Origin of the sequence: Paenibacillus caui (assembly GCF_019904135.1) — a bacterium.
In the GTDB taxonomy this organism is placed as follows: Bacteria; Bacillota; Bacilli; order Paenibacillales; family Paenibacillaceae; genus Fontibacillus; species Fontibacillus caui.
The window spans coordinates 1-19,298 of the sequence record NZ_JAIOGQ010000042.1 but is presented as its reverse complement, the minus strand read 5'-3'; the positions used below and the strand labels follow the sequence as shown (position 1 = coordinate 19,298).

General features: G+C 51.6%; 16 protein-coding genes and 1 pseudogene. 15 read left to right on the top strand and 2 right to left on the bottom strand.

The genetic code is table 11. The features are described 5' to 3' along the window. Nucleotide 1: 1 nt before the first annotated feature. From K7397_RS19340 to dnaB, 9 genes are all read left to right on the top strand, one after another. Nucleotides 2-991: an ABC transporter ATP-binding protein gene (locus K7397_RS19340; protein WP_223070133.1), complete on the top strand. Its 990-nt coding sequence runs from the start codon at nt 2-4 to the stop codon at nt 989-991. Next, complete coding sequence (locus tag K7397_RS19335) at nt 988-1,953, top strand: ABC transporter ATP-binding protein (RefSeq protein ID WP_223070131.1); 966 nt, start codon at nt 988-990, stop codon at nt 1,951-1,953. The genes K7397_RS19340 and K7397_RS19335 overlap by 4 nt, the downstream gene beginning before the upstream one ends. 378 nt (nt 1,954-2,331) lie before the next feature. Then, complete coding sequence (locus K7397_RS19330; RefSeq protein WP_223070127.1) at nt 2,332-3,348, top strand: LCP family protein; 1,017 nt, start codon at nt 2,332-2,334, stop codon at nt 3,346-3,348. A 146-nt stretch (nt 3,349-3,494) separates the two neighbouring features. Next, entirely contained in the window at nt 3,495-3,911 is a 417-nt protein-coding gene (locus K7397_RS19325; protein ID WP_223070125.1) for a CBS domain-containing protein, read from the top strand. A gap of 103 nt (nt 3,912-4,014) precedes the next feature. Then, nucleotides 4,015-4,317, top strand: a complete 303-nt coding sequence (locus tag K7397_RS19320; RefSeq protein ID WP_223070122.1) for a MazG-like family protein — start codon at nt 4,015-4,017, stop codon at nt 4,315-4,317. Between the two features lie 5 nt (nt 4,318-4,322). Continuing rightward, complete coding sequence (locus tag K7397_RS19315) at nt 4,323-5,237, top strand: DUF2232 domain-containing protein (protein ID WP_223070120.1); 915 nt, start codon at nt 4,323-4,325, stop codon at nt 5,235-5,237. A gap of 11 nt (nt 5,238-5,248) precedes the next feature. Next, nucleotides 5,249-7,225, top strand: coding sequence for a DHH family phosphoesterase (locus tag K7397_RS19310; protein ID WP_223070118.1), 1,977 nt, complete (start codon nt 5,249-5,251; stop codon nt 7,223-7,225). Beyond that, nucleotides 7,222-7,668, top strand: a complete 447-nt coding sequence (gene rplI / locus K7397_RS19305) for a 50S ribosomal protein L9 (protein WP_223070114.1) — start codon at nt 7,222-7,224, stop codon at nt 7,666-7,668. Before K7397_RS19310 ends, rplI begins: the two co-directional genes overlap by 4 nt. Before the next feature lies 1 nt (nt 7,669). Then, nucleotides 7,670-9,031 carry a replicative DNA helicase gene (dnaB, locus tag K7397_RS19300; protein ID WP_223070113.1) on the top strand — a complete coding sequence of 454 codons (1,362 nt, stop codon included), beginning with the start codon at nt 7,670-7,672 and terminating at the stop codon, nt 9,029-9,031. 96 nt (nt 9,032-9,127) lie between these two features. Here dnaB and K7397_RS19295 read toward each other — a convergent pair whose 3' ends face one another. Then, on the bottom strand, nt 9,128-9,748 hold the full coding sequence (locus tag K7397_RS19295; RefSeq protein ID WP_337926765.1) for a TetR/AcrR family transcriptional regulator: 621 nt from the start codon (nt 9,746-9,748) through the stop codon (nt 9,128-9,130). A gap of 163 nt (nt 9,749-9,911) precedes the next feature. On the opposite strand from K7397_RS19295, the gene K7397_RS19290 reads away from it, so the two are divergent. The 6 genes from K7397_RS19290 to K7397_RS19265 all read left to right on the top strand — a co-directional run bounded on the left by K7397_RS19290 (nt 9,912) and on the right by K7397_RS19265 (nt 19,078). Next, nucleotides 9,912-11,603 (top strand): MFS transporter, encoded by a 1,692-nt coding sequence (locus K7397_RS19290; protein ID WP_237691062.1) that lies wholly within the window; start codon nt 9,912-9,914, stop codon nt 11,601-11,603. 133 nt (nt 11,604-11,736) lie between these two features. Continuing rightward, a complete protein-coding gene (locus K7397_RS19285) occupies nt 11,737-13,467 on the top strand; it encodes an ABC transporter ATP-binding protein (protein WP_223070108.1) in 1,731 nt (576 codons plus the stop codon). Nucleotides 13,468-13,733: 266 nt separating this feature from the next. Then, the gene (locus K7397_RS19280) at nt 13,734-15,020 is read left to right on the top strand and encodes an adenylosuccinate synthase (RefSeq protein ID WP_223070104.1); all 1,287 of its coding nucleotides are present in this window, start codon (nt 13,734-13,736) and stop codon (nt 15,018-15,020) included. Between the two features lie 293 nt (nt 15,021-15,313). Then, entirely contained in the window at nt 15,314-16,372 is a 1,059-nt protein-coding gene (locus K7397_RS19275) for a Leu/Phe/Val dehydrogenase (protein ID WP_223070102.1), read from the top strand. A 158-nt stretch (nt 16,373-16,530) separates the two neighbouring features. Further along, complete coding sequence (locus K7397_RS19270; protein WP_237691061.1) at nt 16,531-17,274, top strand: hypothetical protein; 744 nt, start codon at nt 16,531-16,533, stop codon at nt 17,272-17,274. Nucleotides 17,275-17,587: 313 nt separating this feature from the next. Then, nucleotides 17,588-19,078 (top strand): M23 family metallopeptidase, encoded by a 1,491-nt coding sequence (locus K7397_RS19265; RefSeq protein ID WP_223070099.1) that lies wholly within the window; start codon nt 17,588-17,590, stop codon nt 19,076-19,078. 104 nt (nt 19,079-19,182) lie between these two features. On the opposite strand, the pseudogene K7397_RS21660 reads toward K7397_RS19265, so the two are convergent. Then, nucleotides 19,183-19,298, bottom strand: a pseudogene (locus K7397_RS21660) (IS630 family transposase); the annotation flags it as partial.

Here is a 19,298-nt window from a genome sequence, read left to right as displayed (position 1 = left end):
TATGGCTAAAGAATTGGTGGAATTTAAGAATCTCAAAACCCACTTTCATACGTCCGCTGGCGTCGTTAAAGCCGTTGACGATGTCAGCTTCAGTATACGTGAAGGCGAAACGCTGTGTGTAGTCGGCGAGTCCGGCTGCGGCAAAAGCGTAACCGCCATGACATTGATGCGCTTGATCGAGATGCCGCCCGGCCAAATTGCAGGCGGAGAAATCCTGTTTGAAGGCAAGGATATTCTGAAGCTGAGCAAAAAGGATATGAGCCGGCTGCGCGGCAACGAGATTGCAATGATATTTCAGGAACCGATGTCATCGCTGAACCCGGTGCTTACCATTGGGGATCAGATTACAGAGCCGCTGATTCTGCATCTGGGCATGGATCGTAAAGATGCCAAGAAGCGTGCAGTCGAATTGATTTCCCTGGTTGGGATTCCACGCCCGGAAGAAATTTTTAACGCTTACCCGCATGAGCTGAGCGGCGGGATGCGTCAGCGGATTATGATTGCGATTGCGCTGAGCTGCAATCCGAAGCTGCTCATCGCAGACGAACCGACAACGGCGCTTGACGTAACCATTCAGGCACAGATTCTGGACCTGATGCGCGACATCAAGAAGAAGGTTAACACCGCAATCATGTTGATTACGCATGACCTTGGCGTTGTTGCCGAGATGGCGGATTTTGTTGTGGTCATGTATGCAGGCAAAGTTATTGAAGAAGCGCCTGTACTGGATCTGTTCAAAGATCCTCAGCACCCTTATACGAAGGGACTGCTTAAGGCTAAGCCTGTAATTAACCAGAAGCAGGAACGCTTGTACTCCATTCCTGGACAAGTCCCGAACCCGGTAGAGCTCGGGAATAACTGTCATTTCCATGATCGCTGTGAATTTTGCATGGAAATTTGCAAAACCAAGGAACCGCCGCTTCGTACGCAAGGGGATGGTAAACACAAGACGGCTTGCTGGCTGTATGAAGAGGAGGGGAAAGTACAATGACTGAAGCCTTGATCCAAGTCGATAATTTGAAGAAGTACTTTCCGATCACCGGAGGTGTCTTCTCTCGCACGGTGGGCAATGTGAAAGCCGTTGACGGAGTTTCGTTTACGATTCATAAAGGCGAATCGTTTGGTCTTGTAGGCGAATCCGGTTGTGGTAAAAGTACAATCGGCCGTACGCTGCTTCGTCTAAACGATAAGACGGATGGTAAAGTGTTGTTTAAAGGCGAGGATATTCACAATTTATCAAAATCCAAGCTGAGAGCACTACGGCCGAAGATGCAAATCGTATTTCAGGATCCGTTCAGCTCCCTGAATCCAAGAGTCAAGGTCGGGGAGGCCATTGGTGAAGCGCTGTTAAGCCATGGTATTGCAAGTAAAAGGGAAGTCAAAGAGCGGGTTATGGAAACGCTGAGCAAATGTGGTCTGGCATCTTACCACTATAACCGCTATCCGCACGAGTTCTCGGGCGGCCAACGTCAGCGGATTGGAATTGCACGGGCATTGATACTGAATCCGGAGTTTATTGTGGCGGACGAACCGGTGTCGGCGCTTGACGTATCCATTCAAGCCCAGATCATCAACCTGCTCTCCGATCTTCAGGAAGAAAGACAGCTCACCTATCTGTTTATCTCCCATGATCTGAGTGTCGTTGAACATATCTGCAACCGTGTTGGCGTGATGTACCTCGGTTCTATGGTTGAAATGGCCAGCAAGGAAGAACTGTTCGGAAATCCGCTTCATCCTTATACCAAAGCGTTGATGTCAGCCATTCCAATCCCGGATCCGACGCTCAAGCGGGAGCGAATCATCCTTCATGGCGATATTCCAAGCCCGTCGAATCCGCCTGCCGGCTGCAAATTCCATACCCGTTGTCCAATGGCGACGGATCTTTGCAAACAGAAGGATCCGGAATACCGCGATGTAGGCAACCAGCATTTTGTTGCCTGCCATCACGTATAAGCATGGCTGCTAACAACAGCCCTGCCTGTAATATAACGTGTACAAAGGATTGGGGTCCTTAGGCACGGATAAAGATTATGATTTCCAGATAGAGAGGGGTCAGCCTAACGGCTAAAACCCTCTCTATTTATTTTTTTATGGAAAATGTTAAGAAAAGAGGGAATTGCGCCAGAGGCCGGATTTTAACGATTTTGTAGTTTCCTGATAGAGCGGCACAGGTTACAATGGTACATAGGTGTTTTTCACCGATCCCTTCCCAGGGTAAGAATCTTTTATCCATTACAGTCGTCTTTTATTTTCATTTGATAGAAAACGGATACCGCCTTAATCCGGATGGGCATTTGATCCGGGTAAAGGCTAAAGTGGAGGAATAAACGAATGATAAGTAGGAGCGAGCGTAAGAGAAAGAAGAAAGGCTGGAGAGTGCTGGTTATCACCTTGCTGGTGCTGCTGTTGGCTGGCGGGGGAGCTTACGCCTATCGTGAGCAGCTGGCCCTAACGGCTTTTGACCTGTTCTTATCCGGCAGTGTGGAGAAGCAGCTGGAGAAATCCTATGCACCGCTGGAAAATGAGGAGCCGAAGAAGGTTGATGTCAAAACGGAGCAGACCGAGCCTTTTACAGCTCTACTGCTTGGGGTTGACCAAAGGGACAATGAACCGGCCCGTTCGGATACGATGATTTATGCAGTGGTGAGGCCGGAGGATTCGAAAGTGCTGCTGGTATCCATCCCGCGTGACACGTATGTTGATATTATAGGCAAGGATGATAAGGATAAGATCAACCATGCATATGCTTATGGCGGCGCGAAGATGGCGAAGGATACGGTTGAGAGCTATATGGGCCATCCTGTAGATTATTATGCGGCGATCAATTTTAACGGTCTGAAAGAGGTTGTAGACGCGGTTGGCGGAGTTGAGCTGCCGATTACCAAGGATATTGTGAACAAGCAGAAGGACCATGAGAAGTTTACAATTAAAGCGAACCAACCGCTCTATGGCGGTGTGGATGCATTAAATTATGTTCGGTACCGTGAAGACAGCGACTTTGAACGGACGAAGCGGCATCAGGTTTTTCTGAATGCTTTTGTCGATCGTGTGCTTAAGCTGAACCAGGTTTCCAAAATTCCGAAGCTCATGGATATTATGGGGGAAAACTTCAAGACGGACATGCAGCCGTCCATGATTATTGACCTTTCCAAGCAGCTTTTGATCGGAGAAAGACCGCAAATCAGCAGCTTTACGATTATGGGAAAAGGAACCCGGATTGGCGGCGTTTATTACGATCTGGCGGATGAGCAGGACCTTGCATTTGCCAAGCAGATGATTGAAAGCTGGTGGAGCCCGGATACAGCGAAAGATCAGCTTCTTGTGCCGGAGTCACGAAGCAAGGATTGAATGTTTGCTCTTCATCGTTCATAGATATATATTAAAATATGTAATGTAACTTACTATGTCTCGGCAGTCCGGAAAACGGCTGCCGATTTTGCGCTAGAAACGTACGTTTATAGTGATGTTAGAGCGCATAAGGAGGAACTTGTTCCATGAATATTGCATTCTTTTTACTTCCTAAAAGCGAGGTAACTGCGGTTACGCTGGACTCTACGCTCAGGCAGACGCTGGAACGGATGGAGTATCACAGGTATACGGCGATTCCGATTATCGGCAGGGACGGCGACTATGTCGGGACGGTCACCGAAGGCGACCTTCTCTGGTTTATGAAGAATTCGGCAGGACGAGTCACATTTGAGAACGCTTCGAAATTTTTGCTGAAGGATGTTCCGATGCGGATGAATAACAAGCCTGTTCGGATAGATGCCGATATGGAGGATCTGATCAAACTAGCCAAGGCGCAGAACTTCGTACCGGTGGTGGATGACCGGAACCGCTTTATCGGGATCGTCCGGCGCAGTCAAATTATTGAATATTGTGAGCAGTTTGTTTTTAAGGAATCCAGATAAACTGCATGATTAAGCCGGACCCCGACTCGTGTAGCGGCTTGCCTTTTATGATATAATCGGGAATAAAGCTTGTTTTTGGGGAGAAAAGGAGCGTTCCGTTGACATGCATAAAGAAATGGATGTAGCCAAACGCGCTAAAGTAATCGAATGGCTCAAGACCGAGGTAGTCGATCACGTTTCCCGTTTATTTAAATCGTTGTGGGAAGGAAGCAGTCTTAAGGTCACGGACAGTTTGGCCAGTCTGGTTGTCAGCTGCTACATTCTTGGGCGCAGATTGGGTATCTCTTACGGGGATTTGGATGCAAGCATTGTAGACAAACTAAAAAAACACAAACAAGAAGGACACCAGCTCGAGGATTGGTATCAGGATATATCCTCTCTGGAAGAACATATGCGTAAGAGGTGAACATATTGAAATTGCGCTGGACATCCATCGCGTGGAGCGTGGCGTATTTGCTGCTGCTCCTGTCTTTAAAATCTCCGCTATTTATGATCACGTCGTTTTTTATGCTGCTGCCCGGCGTGGTGCTGTATACTTTATTGCCGCCCCGTTCCTTCGCCATGCACATGATTCCCGTGCTGGTGATTGTGGCTTGGCTCGCGGGACCGGCCTATTTGCTCTTGTCGGTATTTTTCTTGATACCGGCTATCCTTATGGGGCAATTATATAAGCGCAGAGCGTCGGCATTCCGAACGATCTCGGTCGGCGCAGGAACCATTCTGGTGGAATTTCTGCTGCTGCTGCTCCTGAGTACGGTGCTGTTTGACTTTAATTTGGCGAGTGTGATCGACGAAATCTTTAATATGACTGCAGCGCCGCTGGAAGGGATGTCCGGCGAGACGCTTGCGGGGACTATGGGCTGGTCCGCGGATATGATTCAGCAGATATCGGAGCTGACCTTACGGACGATGCCATTTACACTGACGGTATGTTCACTTGTCATGGCGACGGTAGCTCACGCGCTTGCGCGCCCGACGCTGGCAAGCCTCGGACAGGTCGTGCCGAAGCTGCCGCCGCTTCGCAATTGGCGTTTGCCGCGCTCGCTGGTATGGTATTACCTGATTGCCTTGCTGCTGAGCATGTTTACAGGAAACGGCACCGGATTTTTGAACACGATTCTGCTGAACATCATTCCGATGCTTGGATTTTGCTTCATGATTCAAACGGCAAGCTTCTTCTTCTTTCTGGCGTATCATCGAAAGTGGAACCCGATCATTCCGATAGCGCTGATTATTGTGATGCTGTTCTTTCAGCCGCTGCGGATTATCGGCATATTGGATATTTTATTCCCGCTTCGAGACAAGATTTCTAGATCTGGACGATAGGGTGAGAAGGCATGCCTAAATTACTGCAAAAACGCTGGCACGGCTATCAGACCGTATGGGCCTTCATGCTGCAGCTGCTGCTTGTCATATTCATCTCCATTTACAACTGGGTTCTTGGACTGGTGGGGCTGTGTCTGGTCTGTGGGCTTTCGTATACGATGCTTCAGTCGGAGCGCAGGTTCCGCAAGGAGCTGATGAGATATGTAACGGATTTAACCTACCGTGTCAAAAGAGTAGAGGGTGAAGCGATCAGCCGGCTTCCTTTCGGCATTATTCTCTACAGCGAGGACCGGACGATTGAATGGCACAACCGCTTCATATCCGGTGTATTCGGACGGGATACCGTCGTGAATCAGCCGCTTCTGGAGCTGCTCCCGCAGCTGCAGAAGCTGAAGAAAAAGGAGCAGGATCGCGCCACTTCTACTGCCGAAGTGATGGTGGACGGCCGTTATTATCAGCTCACGATTGAACCGGATGAAAGACTGATTTATTTTCAGGATATTACGGAGCTCGCGGTGCTGCGGGAACGCTACGATAATGAACGGCTCGCGCTTGGCATTGTCATGCTGGACAATCTGGATGAGGCTTCACAGGGGATGGACGACCAGCAGCGGTCCGCGCTGATTGCGAGAATGACCACCATGCTGACGGATTGGGCGAAGCAGTATCGCGTCTATCTGCGCCGGCTTTCGTCCGAACGCTATTTGATGATGCTGGATCACAAGGCGCTGCTGGAAATGGAGCAAAGCCGCTTTGTTATTTTGGATGAGGTTCGCGAAATGACCGCGGACCTGAAGGTGCCGATGACGCTGAGCATCGGCATCGCCTTCGGCACGGAGCATATCAGCGAGCTGGGCGAACTCGCCCAGTCGAGCCTCGATATGGCTCTGGGCCGCGGGGGTGACCAGGCCGCCGTTAAGGCCGGCCAAAGGTTGTCCTTCTACGGCGGCAAGACGAACGCCGTAGAGAAGCGCACACGGGTGCGGGCCCGCGTCATCGCGCATGCCCTGCGCGATTTGATGCAGGAGAGCGACCGCGTGCTTATCATGGGACACCGGATGCCCGATCTGGATGTGATCGGGGCTTCGATCGGTGTCATGAAGGCCGCCGACATGTACAAGGTGGAGGCGCACATTGTGCTGGAAGGCAGCAATCCGGGCATTGAACGGATGATGGAGCGGATCAGCAAGGAAGAGGCGCTTTCGCGCCGGTTCATCACTCCGGAGCAGGCGCTTGATCTGATGACGGAGCACACGCTGCTCGTCGTTGTGGACACCCACAAGGGCTCGATGACGATTGAGCCGAAAATCGTGGAGCAGGCGCGCCGCGTAGTGGTGGTCGACCATCACAGACGGGGCGAGGAGTTCATCAACGACGCGGTGCTTGTCTACCTTGAGCCCTACGCTTCCTCAGCCTGCGAGCTCGTCACCGAGCTGCTGCAGTACATCCATGAGAAGGTGCAGATCAGTCCACTCGAAGCGACGTCCTTGCTGGCGGGGATTACCGTGGATACGAAGCATTTTGCCCTGCATACCGGGTCCAGAACGTTTGAAGCGGCCGGATTTTTGCGCCGGAACGGTGCAGATACGGTGATGGTGCAGCGGATTTTGAAGGAAGACCTGCAGGAGTATATCGAGAAGGCGGAGATCATCAAGCATGCCCGCATGATCTACGGGCATATCGCGCTGGCGGTTACGGAGCCGAACCGCAAAATACCGCAGGTGCTGATCGCCCAAGTTGCCGATACGCTGCTGAATATGACCAATGTGCTGGCTTCCTTCGTGATCAGCGAACGGCCGGATGGCCTGATCGGCATCAGCGCCCGGTCGCTTGGCGGCATGAACGTTCAGGTCGTCATGGAGCGGCTTGGCGGGGGCGGACATTTGACGAACGCCGCGGCACAGCTTGAAGGCACCCAGGCGGAGGCCGAAAAGCGGCTGCTGTCGGTGCTTGAAGAAATTGAGAAGGAAGAGGGGTTATTCGAATGAAGGTTATTTTTCTGAAGGACGTTAAAGGTCAGGGGAAAAAAGGGGAAATCAAAGAGGTATCGGAAGGATACGGCCAAAACTTCCTGCTTCCGCGGGGGCTTGTAAAATTGGCAACCGAAGGCAACGTCAAGACACAGGAAATGCAGACGGCGGCAGAGCAGAAGCGTAAAGCGCACGAGAAAGAAGAAGCGATTGCGCTTGCCAAAAAGCTTGAGGAAATGACCATCTTGCTCAAAGCGAAAGCCGGGGAAGGCGGCCGTCTATTCGGAGCCATCACCAGCAAACAGGTAGCCGAAGCGCTGGCTCAGGACCATGGCATCAAGATCGACAAACGGAAAATTGAAATGCACGACCCGATCCGTACGCTCGGGGTGACCCAGGTACCGGTGAAGCTTCATGCCGATGTGAAATCGACGCTGAAGGTCCAAGTCACGGAGGAATAAAATGGGCGGAGATCTGTTTATCGACCGGATCCCGCCGCAGAATCTGGAGGCTGAGCAGGCCGTGCTCGGCGCGATTCTGCTCCAATCCGAAGCCCTCATCACCGCCATGGAACGTGTGCGGGATGAGGACTTTTATCATACGGCGCACCAGCTCATTTATGAGACGATGGTCGAGCTTGGGGAAGAGGGCAAGCCGATTGATCTGGTCACGCTGACGGCCAAGCTTCAGGATAAAGGGCAGCTTGAAAATATCGGCGGCGTCAGTTACCTGGCGAAGCTGGCACACGCGGTGCCGACCGCGGCCAATGTGGATTATTACGCCCGCATTATCGAAGAAAAGTCGATGATGCGCCGTCTGATCCGGACCGCCACGCAAATCGTCAGCGACGGCTATACGGGCGGAGAGGACGTAGGAGATTTGCTCAGCGATGCGGAGCGCCGCATCCTTGAAATTTCCAACCGCCGCTCCGGCAGCGGCTTCATTGCGATCCGCGACGTGCTGATGGAAGTGTTCGACAAGGTCGAAATGCTGCATCAAAACCGGGGAACGACGACCGGCGTCTCGTCCGGCTTCGTGGACCTGGACCGGATGACGTCTGGCTTTCAGCGCAGCGATCTCATTATCGTAGCGGCCCGCCCTTCCGTGGGTAAAACCGCATTCGCGCTGAACATTGCCCAGAACGCCGCGGTCCGCGGCAAAGAAACCGTGGCCATCTTCAGTCTGGAGATGTCGGCGGCCCAGCTTGTGCAGCGGATGATCTGCGCGGAGGCCAATCTGGACGCCAGTGTCATGCGGACCGGCGATTTCAAGAGCGACGACGATTGGTCGAAGCTGACGATGGGCATCGCTGCTTTATCGGAAGCGGAGATTTACATCGACGATACGCCGGGTGTGACGGTTGCGGATATTCGGGCTAAATGCCGGCGCCTCAAGAAAGAGCGCGGGCTTGGCATGATCGTGATCGACTACTTGCAGCTGATTCACGGCCGGGGCAAGCCCGGTGAGAACCGCCAGCAGGAGGTATCGGAAATTTCCCGAACCCTGAAGCAAATTGCGAGGGAGCTGGAGGTGCCGGTTATTGCGCTGTCCCAGCTGAGCCGGGGCGTCGAGCAGCGGCAGGACAAGCGTCCGATGATGTCCGACCTTCGGGAATCCGGTTCCATCGAGCAGGATGCCGACATCGTGGCGTTCCTGTACCGCGACGATTACTACAACCAGGAAACCGAGAAGAAGAACATCATTGAAATCATCATTGCCAAGCAGCGGAACGGTCCTGTGGGGACGGTCGAGCTGGTGTTTCTTAAAAATTTCAATAAATTTGCCAACTATGAACGGGCGCATGCCGATTCATTTGCGGGCTGACGGGCTGACGATTTTCGTCTGGCCCGTTTTTTTATGCAGCAACGACTTCCCACGCGAAAAACGGATGCCGTCTCTTAAAGGACGGCTTTGCCGTTCCTACTTGCCAAACAAATAGCCGAGAACCATCGTAATCAGCTCCTTTTTAATACGGTTCGGATCCATGAGCTGGGGTTCATATACAATGATATCCACGACCCGGGTCAGCAGCTCGAATACGACGACCGAAGCTGCTTCCAAATCCGTTGTCTGCAGTTCATCCCCCCATTGCGTTAAATACTTTTCCGTAAGCTGACGGCCCAATTGATACTGCTCATCCATCTGCGCTTTGATTTCACTGTCGGAATGATACATCACAGCGAGCTCGATGTGGAACTGCGTGAAGACTTCGTGAGCAGCAACCATGCTGTCTATGAGGTGAGAGATGGCAGCATACTTATCGCCATACCCCGGACTCATCTCTCCGAGCGCAAGGGAAAGGTGATCGTGAAATTCCTGATAGTAGAGATTCAGAGCCTCGATAAAAACAGCCCGTTTGTCCACATAATAGGAATAAAAGCTGCCCGTAGACACGCCGGCCAAGGCGGCGATCTCCTTGGTATTGGTGTTGTGGTATCCCTTGGTGGAGAACAGCTCCATCGAAGCCTTCAGAATGGATTCTTTCGTTTGGATGCTGCGGCTTTGCTTGGGTCTTCTTACTTTATCTTCATTTTCTTTCACGCCTATCGCTCCTTTCATTCGATTGTAAAAAACAATGTTAAGGGCGTCAAACCAAAAATGTGAAATATGGTTCATTTTTTTGTTGACAAAACTGAACCATGGTTCATATAATACAAACATGAACTTCAGTTCATATTTTAAAAAGAAAAGGGAAGTGGAGAAAATGAGTGAGCGGCTACACCGAATATTGGCGTTTACAGCCGTCGTGTTTGGTTTTTTCATGGCTTTGCTCGACGCAACCATCGTCAACGTTGCACTACCCGAGATCACCCGGCATTTCGGCGGGAATGTCGGACAAACCTCCTGGATTATGAACGGATACAATCTGGCTTTTGCGGTATTTATTCTTACGGCCGCCAGGATTGCTGACCAATTTGGCCGGAAAAAGGTGTTTATGATCGGAATTTTTCTCTTTACGCTGACATCCTTGTTAGCCGGTTTTGCCTCATCCATAGAATTTCTGATCGCTTTAAGAATTTGTCAGGGGCTGGCCGGGGCCATCATTGTTCCGGTCACCATTCCGATCACTACAGAAATGTTCCCTAAAGAAATGCATGGTACGATGATCGGGGCGTGGGGCGCTTTTTCCGGATTGGCGGCTGCGAGCGGACCGGCGCTTGGCGGGATATTGACCGAGAAGTTTGACTGGCAGTGGATATTCTTTGTCAATGTACCGCTCGGCATCCTCAGCTTGCTGATGACGATTCCGCTGATCAAGGAGTCTTATGACCGGACGTCGGGGAAGAAGCTCGATTACGTGGGGACACTCAGCATAACGGGCGCCATGTTTTGTTTCACCTATGCGCTGATCAAGGCGAATGACCTCGGATGGGATTCACGTACGATCGTGCTTCTTCTGGTTGGAGGAGGTCTCCTTCTGCTTATGTTCTTCTTGGCGGAATGGCGGGGAAAACACCCGATGATGCCCCTGTCTTTATTGAAAATCAAACCGTTCTCCGGAGCCGCTCTAGCGATGCTCGTTATTGGTGCAGGCATTATGAATCTCTCATTTCTGGCCTCCTTTTACCTGACCCGCATTCTGGGTATGACGGAGCTGAAAGCCGGTCTTGTTATGTCTGTCATCGCCCTGTTCTCGATGGTTTCTTCGGTGATATCAGGCCCTTTGTCCAATAAGTACGGAGCACGCTGGTTTGGAGCGGTGGGAGTCGCCCTTTTTATCATTGCCAACTACTGGCTCAGCGGTCTGGGAATAGACTCCACCACGATGGAGGTCATTCCGAGACTGGCTTTGGCGGGTTTGGGGATGGGGCTCGCGATTGCACCGATCATGGCCTCTACGATCCGCAATGTACCGGAAGAGAAGGTCGGGATATCCTCGGGCATCATCAATATGACCAAGGCGCTTGGCAGCGTACTTGGCGTGGCGATCATCGTAACGGTGCTGCAGACGCAGATCACGGACAAAATGGATGAGGCCCGCCAGAATGCGGTTACGACGATTCAAACGAATTCGGTGCTTTCATCTTCAGTCAAGGAGCAGCTTATTCAAATGACGGCCCAAATCAATCCGGATTCCTCGTCGCTCTCGGGGTCGACTGATGATGTGCTGAAGCCCCTATCAGAAGCGATGGCGAAGGAGACGGAGCAGGCCATAGCAAAGCTGCCTGAGGACCAGCGCGCCGCCCAGCAAGCGGTAATGGAGCAACAGACGGCAGAGATCGGCCGCCTCATGCCGGGGATTGTTGGCGGTTATCGTGAAGCGGCGTCACGTGCCTTCAAAGACACGTTCATCTTCTCCTGTTGGCTGCTCATCGTGGGTATTCCGCTGGCCTTGATCAGCGACCGAAGCCGAGGGAAGATGATTGCCGCATCGGCTCTGAAAGAAAGGGCTTAGACGACAAACGACCAGGGTCCTCCGCCTTGAGACTGACATCGGATTCATTCCCCCGCCTCTTCTTTATGAAGAGGCCTTCTTTTATAGTGAATACAAAAGTAAGGCCAAACCAGCCGATTTGGGGGGAATAGCTATGGGAGCATATTTACTGAAATATAAGGGAAGACTCGCTGCAGCAGTCGTTATGGTGACTCTAGCCAGCATGCTGAATGTTGGAACGGCTTTTGTGTTTAAAGGCATTACGGAAGCTATAACGGGAGCCGGCAAGCAGAGCTTTAAGCAGGCTGCGTGCATTGCCCTGGCCTTTATCGTTTTTGGTGCGGTGGTTCATTTTGTGTCCGAATGGAGCAAGTCGGCCTACATGAAGCGAACGATGGTTCATCTGAAAAATGATGTTTTCCATAAAATCATGGGCAAAAGCATGACGGAGTTCTCCGGAGAGCGAAGTGCCAAATATTTGTCACTCATTAATAATGATATCAAGATGCTGGAGGAGGATTTCTTCCGCAATATCTTTTTGCTGATCGGGACCGCTGTCGCTTTCGTTTCCAGCCTTGTGTCCTTGTTCTTCTTAAGCTATCAAATAGCGGCGGTGCTGATAGTGATGGCGCTTCTGTCGATTGCGATTCCCCGGATTTTTGAAAAAAGGCTAAGCGGAAGCAAAAGCCGGTTTGCTGAAAGTCTGGAGCTTTTTATGATAAAGGTCAATGATCTGTTCTCCGGCTTTCAGGTCATTAAAAGCTTCAAAATCGAGAAGAAAATTGAAGAGGAATATGTCCGAGTTAACGAAGAGGCAGAGGGGCGCAAGTTCCGCTTCAATATAGAGACAGCCGGGGTTGATGCCGTGAGTGAAATCTTCGGCGGACTGATGTTTATATCCACTTTTTTAATCGGAGGCCTTCTAACCATTCAGGGAAACGTAACATTCGGGGTAATGATAGCTTGTGTGCAGCTGACCAATAGTGTGGTTAATCCGATATTCGCCAGCGTTCAATATCTGACCCGAATCAAATCGCTGAAGCACATTTCCGGCAAAATTGCAGGTATGCTGGCCAGGGAAGAAGAAGCACGTGCCTACACGCCAAAGGATCAGTTCACCAGTGAAATGGTGCTAGAGGGTGTTAGCTTTGGGTATGACCGAAGCAGACAGGTGCTGAAAGAAATCGATCTAACCATACATAAAAATCAGAAGGTAGCGCTTGTCGGCGCCAGCGGTTCGGGAAAATCAACACTGCTGAAGCTCTTGCAGAAGCAATATGAGAACTACGACGGTTCGATCCGGGTTGACGGCATTCCGCTTAAGGACATATCCGCAGAAGACCTGGCCCAGTTTCAATCGATTCTGCATCAGAGCACCTTCCTGTTTGACAGCAGCATTCTCGAGAATATCAGGCTGTTCGGCCCGTATACCGAGGAAGAAGTAGCTAAAGCGGCAGAGCTTGCCGGTATGTCCGCATTTCTGAGCAAACTGCCGGTCGGACTAGCCAGTCCGGTGGGCGAAAACGGCAGTCTGCTCTCCGGAGGCGAGAAGCAGCGGGTCGCTATTGCCCGTACGCTGCTGCGCAAAGCCCCGATCCTGATGATGGATGAGGCTACGTCCGCTTTGGATAATGAAACGGCTTATGCGATTGAAGAGACGATTCTGAGCATGCAAGAGATTACGGCAGTCACCGTGACTCATCGACTTGTCAAAAGCCTGCTGGAGCGGTATGACTGTATTTATGTCCTGCAGGAGGGCCGCATCATTGAGCAGGGTCGCTTCCAGGAGCTCATGGATCTGAAGGGCTACTTCTACAGCCTGTATTCGATCGAAAATAAAGCCTTCCAGCCCGCTATCGCCTCTAAGGCGCTGCTCAACAGTTGAAATAAATAAGCTATGAGCCCGTAAATGAACGCACACTACATTATTTTCCGAACAATGACAAAAATAAGAACCTGAATGTTCGTTTTTTATGTTTGACTTTGAAAAAGCGGGCTGTTACACTGGTATTGCTGCTTTAGAGCAGTAAATAGGCTTGAAGCCAGGTTTCTAGGAGATTACCGGGGCAGCTGGCGCTGCTTCAGGATTCTCTCGTATTGTCATGGAATGAAAATTAAGATGCGGTAAGCGCATTCGCGGAGGTAATGTACATGTCAACAGTAGTTGTTGTGGGAACACAGTGGGGAGACGAAGGCAAAGGCAAAATCACGGATTTTCTGGCGGAAAGCGCAGATGTGGTGGCGCGCTACCAGGGCGGTAACAACGCTGGCCACACGATACTGATTGATGGCAAAAAGTACAAGCTGAGTCTCATTCCGTCGGGTGTATTTTATGAAGAAAAACAATGTGTCATCGGCAACGGCATGGTTATTAATCCGGAAGCTTTGCTGCAGGAGATTGCTTATATTCATGAGAACGGGTTCTCCACCAAGAATCTCAAGATCAGCGACCGGGCCCATGTCATCATGCCTTATCATATGGTGCTTGACGCACTGGAAGAAGACCGCAAGGGACCGAACAAAATCGGCACAACCCGCAAAGGGATCGGTCCTGCCTATATGGACAAAGCGGCGCGGAGCGGCATCCGGATCGCCGATTTGATGGACGCCGAGGAATTTGAACTTAAGCTTCGCCATCTGATGGAAGAGAAGAACCGGATGATCCAGCAGGTATACGGAGCGGAGCCGCTGGATGTGGAAGAAACGCTTCGCAAGTATCTGGAGTATGCGGAACAAATTCGTCCTTATGTAACCGATACATCGGTTGTCCTGAATGATGCGATCGACGAGAAACGCAAAGTATTGTTTGAAGGCGCGCAGGGCGTCATGCTTGATATCGACCAGGGTACTTATCCTTTCGTTACATCCTCGAATCCTTCGGCTGGCGGTGTCTGCATCGGTTCCGGCGTAGGACCTTCGAAAATCGATCAGGTAATCGGCGTAGCCAAATCCTATACGACCCGGGTTGGCGACGGTCCATTCCCGACCGAGCTGCATGATGAAGTAGGCGATCAGATTCGTGAAACCGGCCATGAATACGGCACGGTAACAGGACGTCCGCGTCGTGTCGGCTGGTTCGACAGCGTCGTAGTCCGCCATGCCCGCCGTGTCAGCGGCCTGACCGGACTTTCGCTCAACTCGCTTGACGTTCTTACAGGGCTTGAGACCGTCAAGATCTGCACAGGCTACAAGTATCGCGGCGAGGTCATTACCCACTATCCAGCGAGCTTGAAAATGCTGGCGGAATGCGTAGCAGTATATGAAGAGCTGCCGGGTTGGTCTGAAGATATTTCCGGCGCAAAGACACTGGAAGATCTGCCGGAGAACACACGCAATTATGTGAAGCGTGTTTCCGAGCTGACCGGTATTCCGATCGCGATCTTCTCCGTTGGACGCAACCGGGAACAGACGAATCAGGTATTGCCGATCTACGAATAATACAGAGCCTGTCCTATTGACACAAGAAGCCATGGATTTTCCGGAGACGGAGGGTCCATGGCTTTTTCTATGTCAGAAAAGATGCCTTCCTGTGAGTATCATTTCACGATCTTGTGGAATAAGTTGGTATTCAGTACTAAAATGATCCGTAGGCACCTGAAGGATAGAACCGGAAGATACCGAAGCGCCTGAAATGAAGGTACGGATAAACGAGGGCGGAGTAACGAATAAGGACAACGGTTAATCTCTCGCTATCCTTCCGGCGCTATGACAAGAGCAAGGAGATGGGAAGGATGGAGCTTTGGCAAACCATGAAGCAGGAAGGCTTCGAGGAGCTTCTGTTTGTCCAGGACCCTGCAACCGGGCTAAAAGCCGTCGTGGTTGTGCATAACACCCTGGCAGGGCCCGCCCTGGGAGGCTGCCGGATGTGGGATTACGCTTCTGAAGAAGAAGCGGTGCAGGATGCATTGCGTCTGTCCAAAGGGATGACGTATAAATCGGCGATTTCGGATCTGCCTTACGGCGGCGGGAAGGCAGTGATCTTCGGCACCCCGGAGAGCGACAAAAGAGAGGCTTTGTTCCGTTCGTTCGGACGGGTCGTGGAACGAATGGCCGGGCGGTATGTGACCGGTGTGGATTTGGGCACAACCGTAGCGGATATGGATGCGATCGCGCAGGAGACCGGATATGTCACCGACATGACGGGTACGCTTGGGGGGAGCGGGAATCTAACGGCGGAAATGACGGCATACGGCGTATTTCTGGGCATCGGAGCTTCGCTCCGGGAAGCCTGCGGCAATCCCTCTGTATCCGGTAAAAGAATAGCGGTACAGGGCCTGGGCAAGGTTGGCTATTTGCTCAGCCGGTATTTGAAGCAGGAAGGCGCAGAGCTCGTAGTGACTGACGTTGACCGTAGCCGTACGGACAAGGTGGTTCGGGAGTTTGAAGCGGAAGCGGTTCAGCCCGAGGAGATTTTTGGGCTGAACTGCGATGTTTTTGCGCCTTGTGCTTTAGGCGGCATTCTGAACGATGCGGTCCTGCCGAGGCTGAAATGCCGCATTGTCGCCGGAGCGGCCAACAATCAGCTTGCCGGGCAGCGGTATGCGGAGGAACTGAAGGACAGGGGCATCCTGTATGCCCCTGATTATGCGATCAATGCCGGCGGCATCATTGCCACCGCGCTGGAGCTGGACGGCTGCGGGCCGGAAGAGATTCGGCGCCGGGTGGAAGGGATCAGCGGCACACTGGCGGAGGTATACCGGATGTCCCGCAGCGAAGGGATATCGACGGCTCAGGCGGCAGATCAGCTGGCCGAATTCAAACTGGCCCGGCTCGCGAACCGGGAGGGATAGCCGCAGTTCAGGCTGCTATCCTAGCGTTAACCTTCTCTGCTATTTGGCAGGGAAGGTTTTTTTTCATAGAGCAAGGTAGAAAACAAGAGCAACCCGGGCATACTGGTTACCAGATTCACGATCTTATGAGTTCAAGTTCCATGGCATAAGGAGGAACCATGATGAGATGGATTTACAGAATAGTGATGGCCGTTTTGGCTGCGATTCTAGTCAGTGCCCTGACCCTGCTCACTACGGGATTTGTCGTTAATGCGTACGTGCAGTCCCTGCTCGGCAGTCTGAACATCAAATGGGAGGGCCAACCCTCCAGCTTCACCAGCCTGGTCAGAGCAGGGTTTGGCGGGTCGTCCGGACAAAGCGGCGCGAAGAAGACGGACGATCAAGGACAAGCCGGGCAGGATCCGAGCACGGCTGATGCCGGAGCAGGGGACGATGCCTCGTCCGGCGCGGTAGCGGACATTGGAGGCGGCTCTGGCGGGGAGGACAAGCCTGCCGATCAGGATGAACAGGATAACGGCGGGAGTGGCGCAACAAGCGGCACGGACCGCACGGACGGAACGGACGGAACGGAAGACGTACAAGGCAGCGCCGCGCCGGAAGATGCCCTGCCGGTTATGGGCGGGACGAGCAGTACGAGCGGGGAAGCGGGAGCGGGCAGCACGGAAGAGCCGGTCGTTACACCAGACGAGCTGGCTGCGAAGAAAGACGATATGTCCCAGCAGGAGAAAGAAGAGGTGTTCTCCATGCTGATGAATAAACTGCCCGAAGAAGAAATGCAGAAAATCTCGGCAGCTATGGAAGGCGGCCTGACAGAGAGCGAGCTGATTGACATTCAGCAGATATTGTCCAAATATCTGAATAAAGACGATTATTCGAAAATGATAGGGATTCTGAACAAATAATCGGTGGACACAGAAGACGTTTCTTAGATAGAATAATTATCCATCAAACCCGCGCCTAGCGCGGGTTTTTTGCTTTTCCAAACAAAGTTGAAATCTACTGCAGGGCTGTGTTAAAGTAAACTAAAGTATTAAAGGTTAAAATTTTGAAACTATTTTTTGTCGAAAATGGACAGGTTTAAGCTATGATTACATACTCAGCCTCAGCGCCCAGCGGCAGAAAATAGAAGATAGTGTTACCGATCCCGTCTATGCAGTTGTTTCCTTTCCGGAAGCTATAAAGGATAGCGGAGTTTCAAAGACGAAGGAGAGCAAGATGAAAGGTCTCATTGAGAATTTTCGGAAGCGGAAATCGGAATCGTCATTGTGGGATTATATGAAATCGAGCAAAATATGGATCTCAACAGGAAGTCTGCTCTTGGCAGGCGGCGTATTTCTTGCCGGTCATCAATATGTGGAAGCGAATAAAGTTCCTTACTATCGGGTCTATTTTAATGGTGAGGAAATTGGAGCTGTCAAAAACAAGCAGCAGCTGAACGAAGCCTATAAGGAAAAGCAGGAGAAGCTTAAGCAGCAGTATCCGGAGGCCAACATTGTTCTGCAGACTGCAGATGTAAGCACTGTACAGGATAAATCCTACAAGGCTGAAGTAGACAGCGAAGCGACAAAAGCGAGGCTTGCGGAGCTGATTCCCTACCATGCGGAAGGAGTAGCGATCAAGATCGACGGTGAGGTCGTTGGCGTGGTCAAGGATGAGGCCGAAGCGGAAGCGGTAATGGCTCAGGTGAAAAGCAGGTATGTTCAAACCTCTGCCACCGGAGGACAGGCCATGGCAAAATTGAAAAAGCTGTCGGCCAGACCAGCGTCGTCAGCGCAGGCAGCCGCATCATCCACCGCGCCGAAGGTCGAATCGGTCAGCATTGTCGAGAAGGTTGAGCAGGAAGCCTTCTCGGGAGAGGCGTCGCAAATCGACAGCGCGGAGACGGTCGTCAAGCGGATTTTGCAGAATAAAGAAGAATCGGTTACCTATGAAGTGAAGAGCGGCGATACGATTTCTTCCATAGCCAAACGGATGGGCGTCTCGCAAAAGGCGATTTTTCAGATGAATCCGGGGCTGTCGGAGCTAAAGCTGCAGATCGGGACAAAGCTGAATATCAAGCGGGCCGAAGCGACGCTGACGGTGAAGACGGTGGAACAGGCCTATGAGCAGGTTGCGACGGAACCGGGAGTGATTATCCGGAAGAATGCGAAATTGGCCGCAGGAAAGACGATTGTCGTTTCGCCCGGCCGAAGCGGCAACAAGGTCATGAATTACCGGGTCGTCAAAGAGAACGGGCAGCTTGTCAGCCGGGAATGGATCGGGCAGAAGGTTACGCAAGCTTCTTCGCCCAAGATTGTGGTCAAAGGCACGTTAAAGATCGTGAAGAAGGTATCGCCTTCCTCCAAGTTCGCCTGGCCATTATCCTCCCCGAGGCTGACAAGCACATTCGGCATACGCTGGAACAGGCTGCACAAAGGCATTGATTTGGTGTCATCCAATCATGCGATCAAGGCAGCGGCAGACGGTACTGTTACATTTGCGGGTACGCAGACCGGGTACGGCAAGTGCATAGTCATTAAACACGCGGATGGTTATGAAACGCTATACGGCCATCTAAGCAGAATCAGTATCAGGGAAGGCGAGAAGGTCAGCCGTGGCGAAAAAATCGGGGTTATGGGCAACACCGGTCATTCGCTAGGCACGCACCTGCATTTTGAAATTCATAGGAACGGCGATTTGCAAAACCCGCTTAAGTATTTGAAATAATTCATTTTTTATATTCGTTAAAGCACGGCTCTGATGGGCCGTGTTTTTTTTCAGGAACATTTAGCGTGGCAGTGAGATGTACCTAGAATATTACTAGTACCCCATCAATCCTTAAATTGTGGGTAAAGGCGTTTTAATTTGATCCTTGCTTCATCGGTAGTAAACTGCCAGTCCACGCCTTTTTGGTTTTGGTTTCGGGCACACTCCCATGCCGATAATT

What these genes read in the sequence shown, in the direction of transcription:
- K7397_RS19340 (WP_223070133.1), top strand. Translation starts at nt 2, where the DNA reads ATGGCTAAAGAATTGGTGGAATTTAAGAATCTCAAAACCCACTTTCAT.
- K7397_RS19335 (WP_223070131.1), top strand. Translation starts at nt 988, where the DNA reads ATGACTGAAGCCTTGATCCAAGTCGATAATTTGAAGAAGTACTTTCCG.
- K7397_RS19330 (WP_223070127.1), top strand. Translation starts at nt 2,332, where the DNA reads ATGATAAGTAGGAGCGAGCGTAAGAGAAAGAAGAAAGGCTGGAGAGTG.
- K7397_RS19325 (WP_223070125.1), top strand. Translation starts at nt 3,495, where the DNA reads ATGAATATTGCATTCTTTTTACTTCCTAAAAGCGAGGTAACTGCGGTT.
- K7397_RS19320 (WP_223070122.1), top strand. Translation starts at nt 4,015, where the DNA reads ATGCATAAAGAAATGGATGTAGCCAAACGCGCTAAAGTAATCGAATGG.
- K7397_RS19310 (WP_223070118.1), top strand. Translation starts at nt 5,249, where the DNA reads ATGCCTAAATTACTGCAAAAACGCTGGCACGGCTATCAGACCGTATGG.
- rplI (WP_223070114.1), top strand. Translation starts at nt 7,222, where the DNA reads ATGAAGGTTATTTTTCTGAAGGACGTTAAAGGTCAGGGGAAAAAAGGG.
- dnaB (WP_223070113.1), top strand. Translation starts at nt 7,670, where the DNA reads ATGGGCGGAGATCTGTTTATCGACCGGATCCCGCCGCAGAATCTGGAG.
- K7397_RS19290 (WP_237691062.1), top strand. Translation starts at nt 9,912, where the DNA reads ATGAGTGAGCGGCTACACCGAATATTGGCGTTTACAGCCGTCGTGTTT.
- K7397_RS19285 (WP_223070108.1), top strand. Translation starts at nt 11,737, where the DNA reads ATGGGAGCATATTTACTGAAATATAAGGGAAGACTCGCTGCAGCAGTC.
- K7397_RS19280 (WP_223070104.1), top strand. Translation starts at nt 13,734, where the DNA reads ATGTCAACAGTAGTTGTTGTGGGAACACAGTGGGGAGACGAAGGCAAA.
- K7397_RS19275 (WP_223070102.1), top strand. Translation starts at nt 15,314, where the DNA reads ATGGAGCTTTGGCAAACCATGAAGCAGGAAGGCTTCGAGGAGCTTCTG.
- K7397_RS19270 (WP_237691061.1), top strand. Translation starts at nt 16,531, where the DNA reads ATGATGAGATGGATTTACAGAATAGTGATGGCCGTTTTGGCTGCGATT.
- K7397_RS19265 (WP_223070099.1), top strand. Translation starts at nt 17,588, where the DNA reads ATGAAAGGTCTCATTGAGAATTTTCGGAAGCGGAAATCGGAATCGTCA.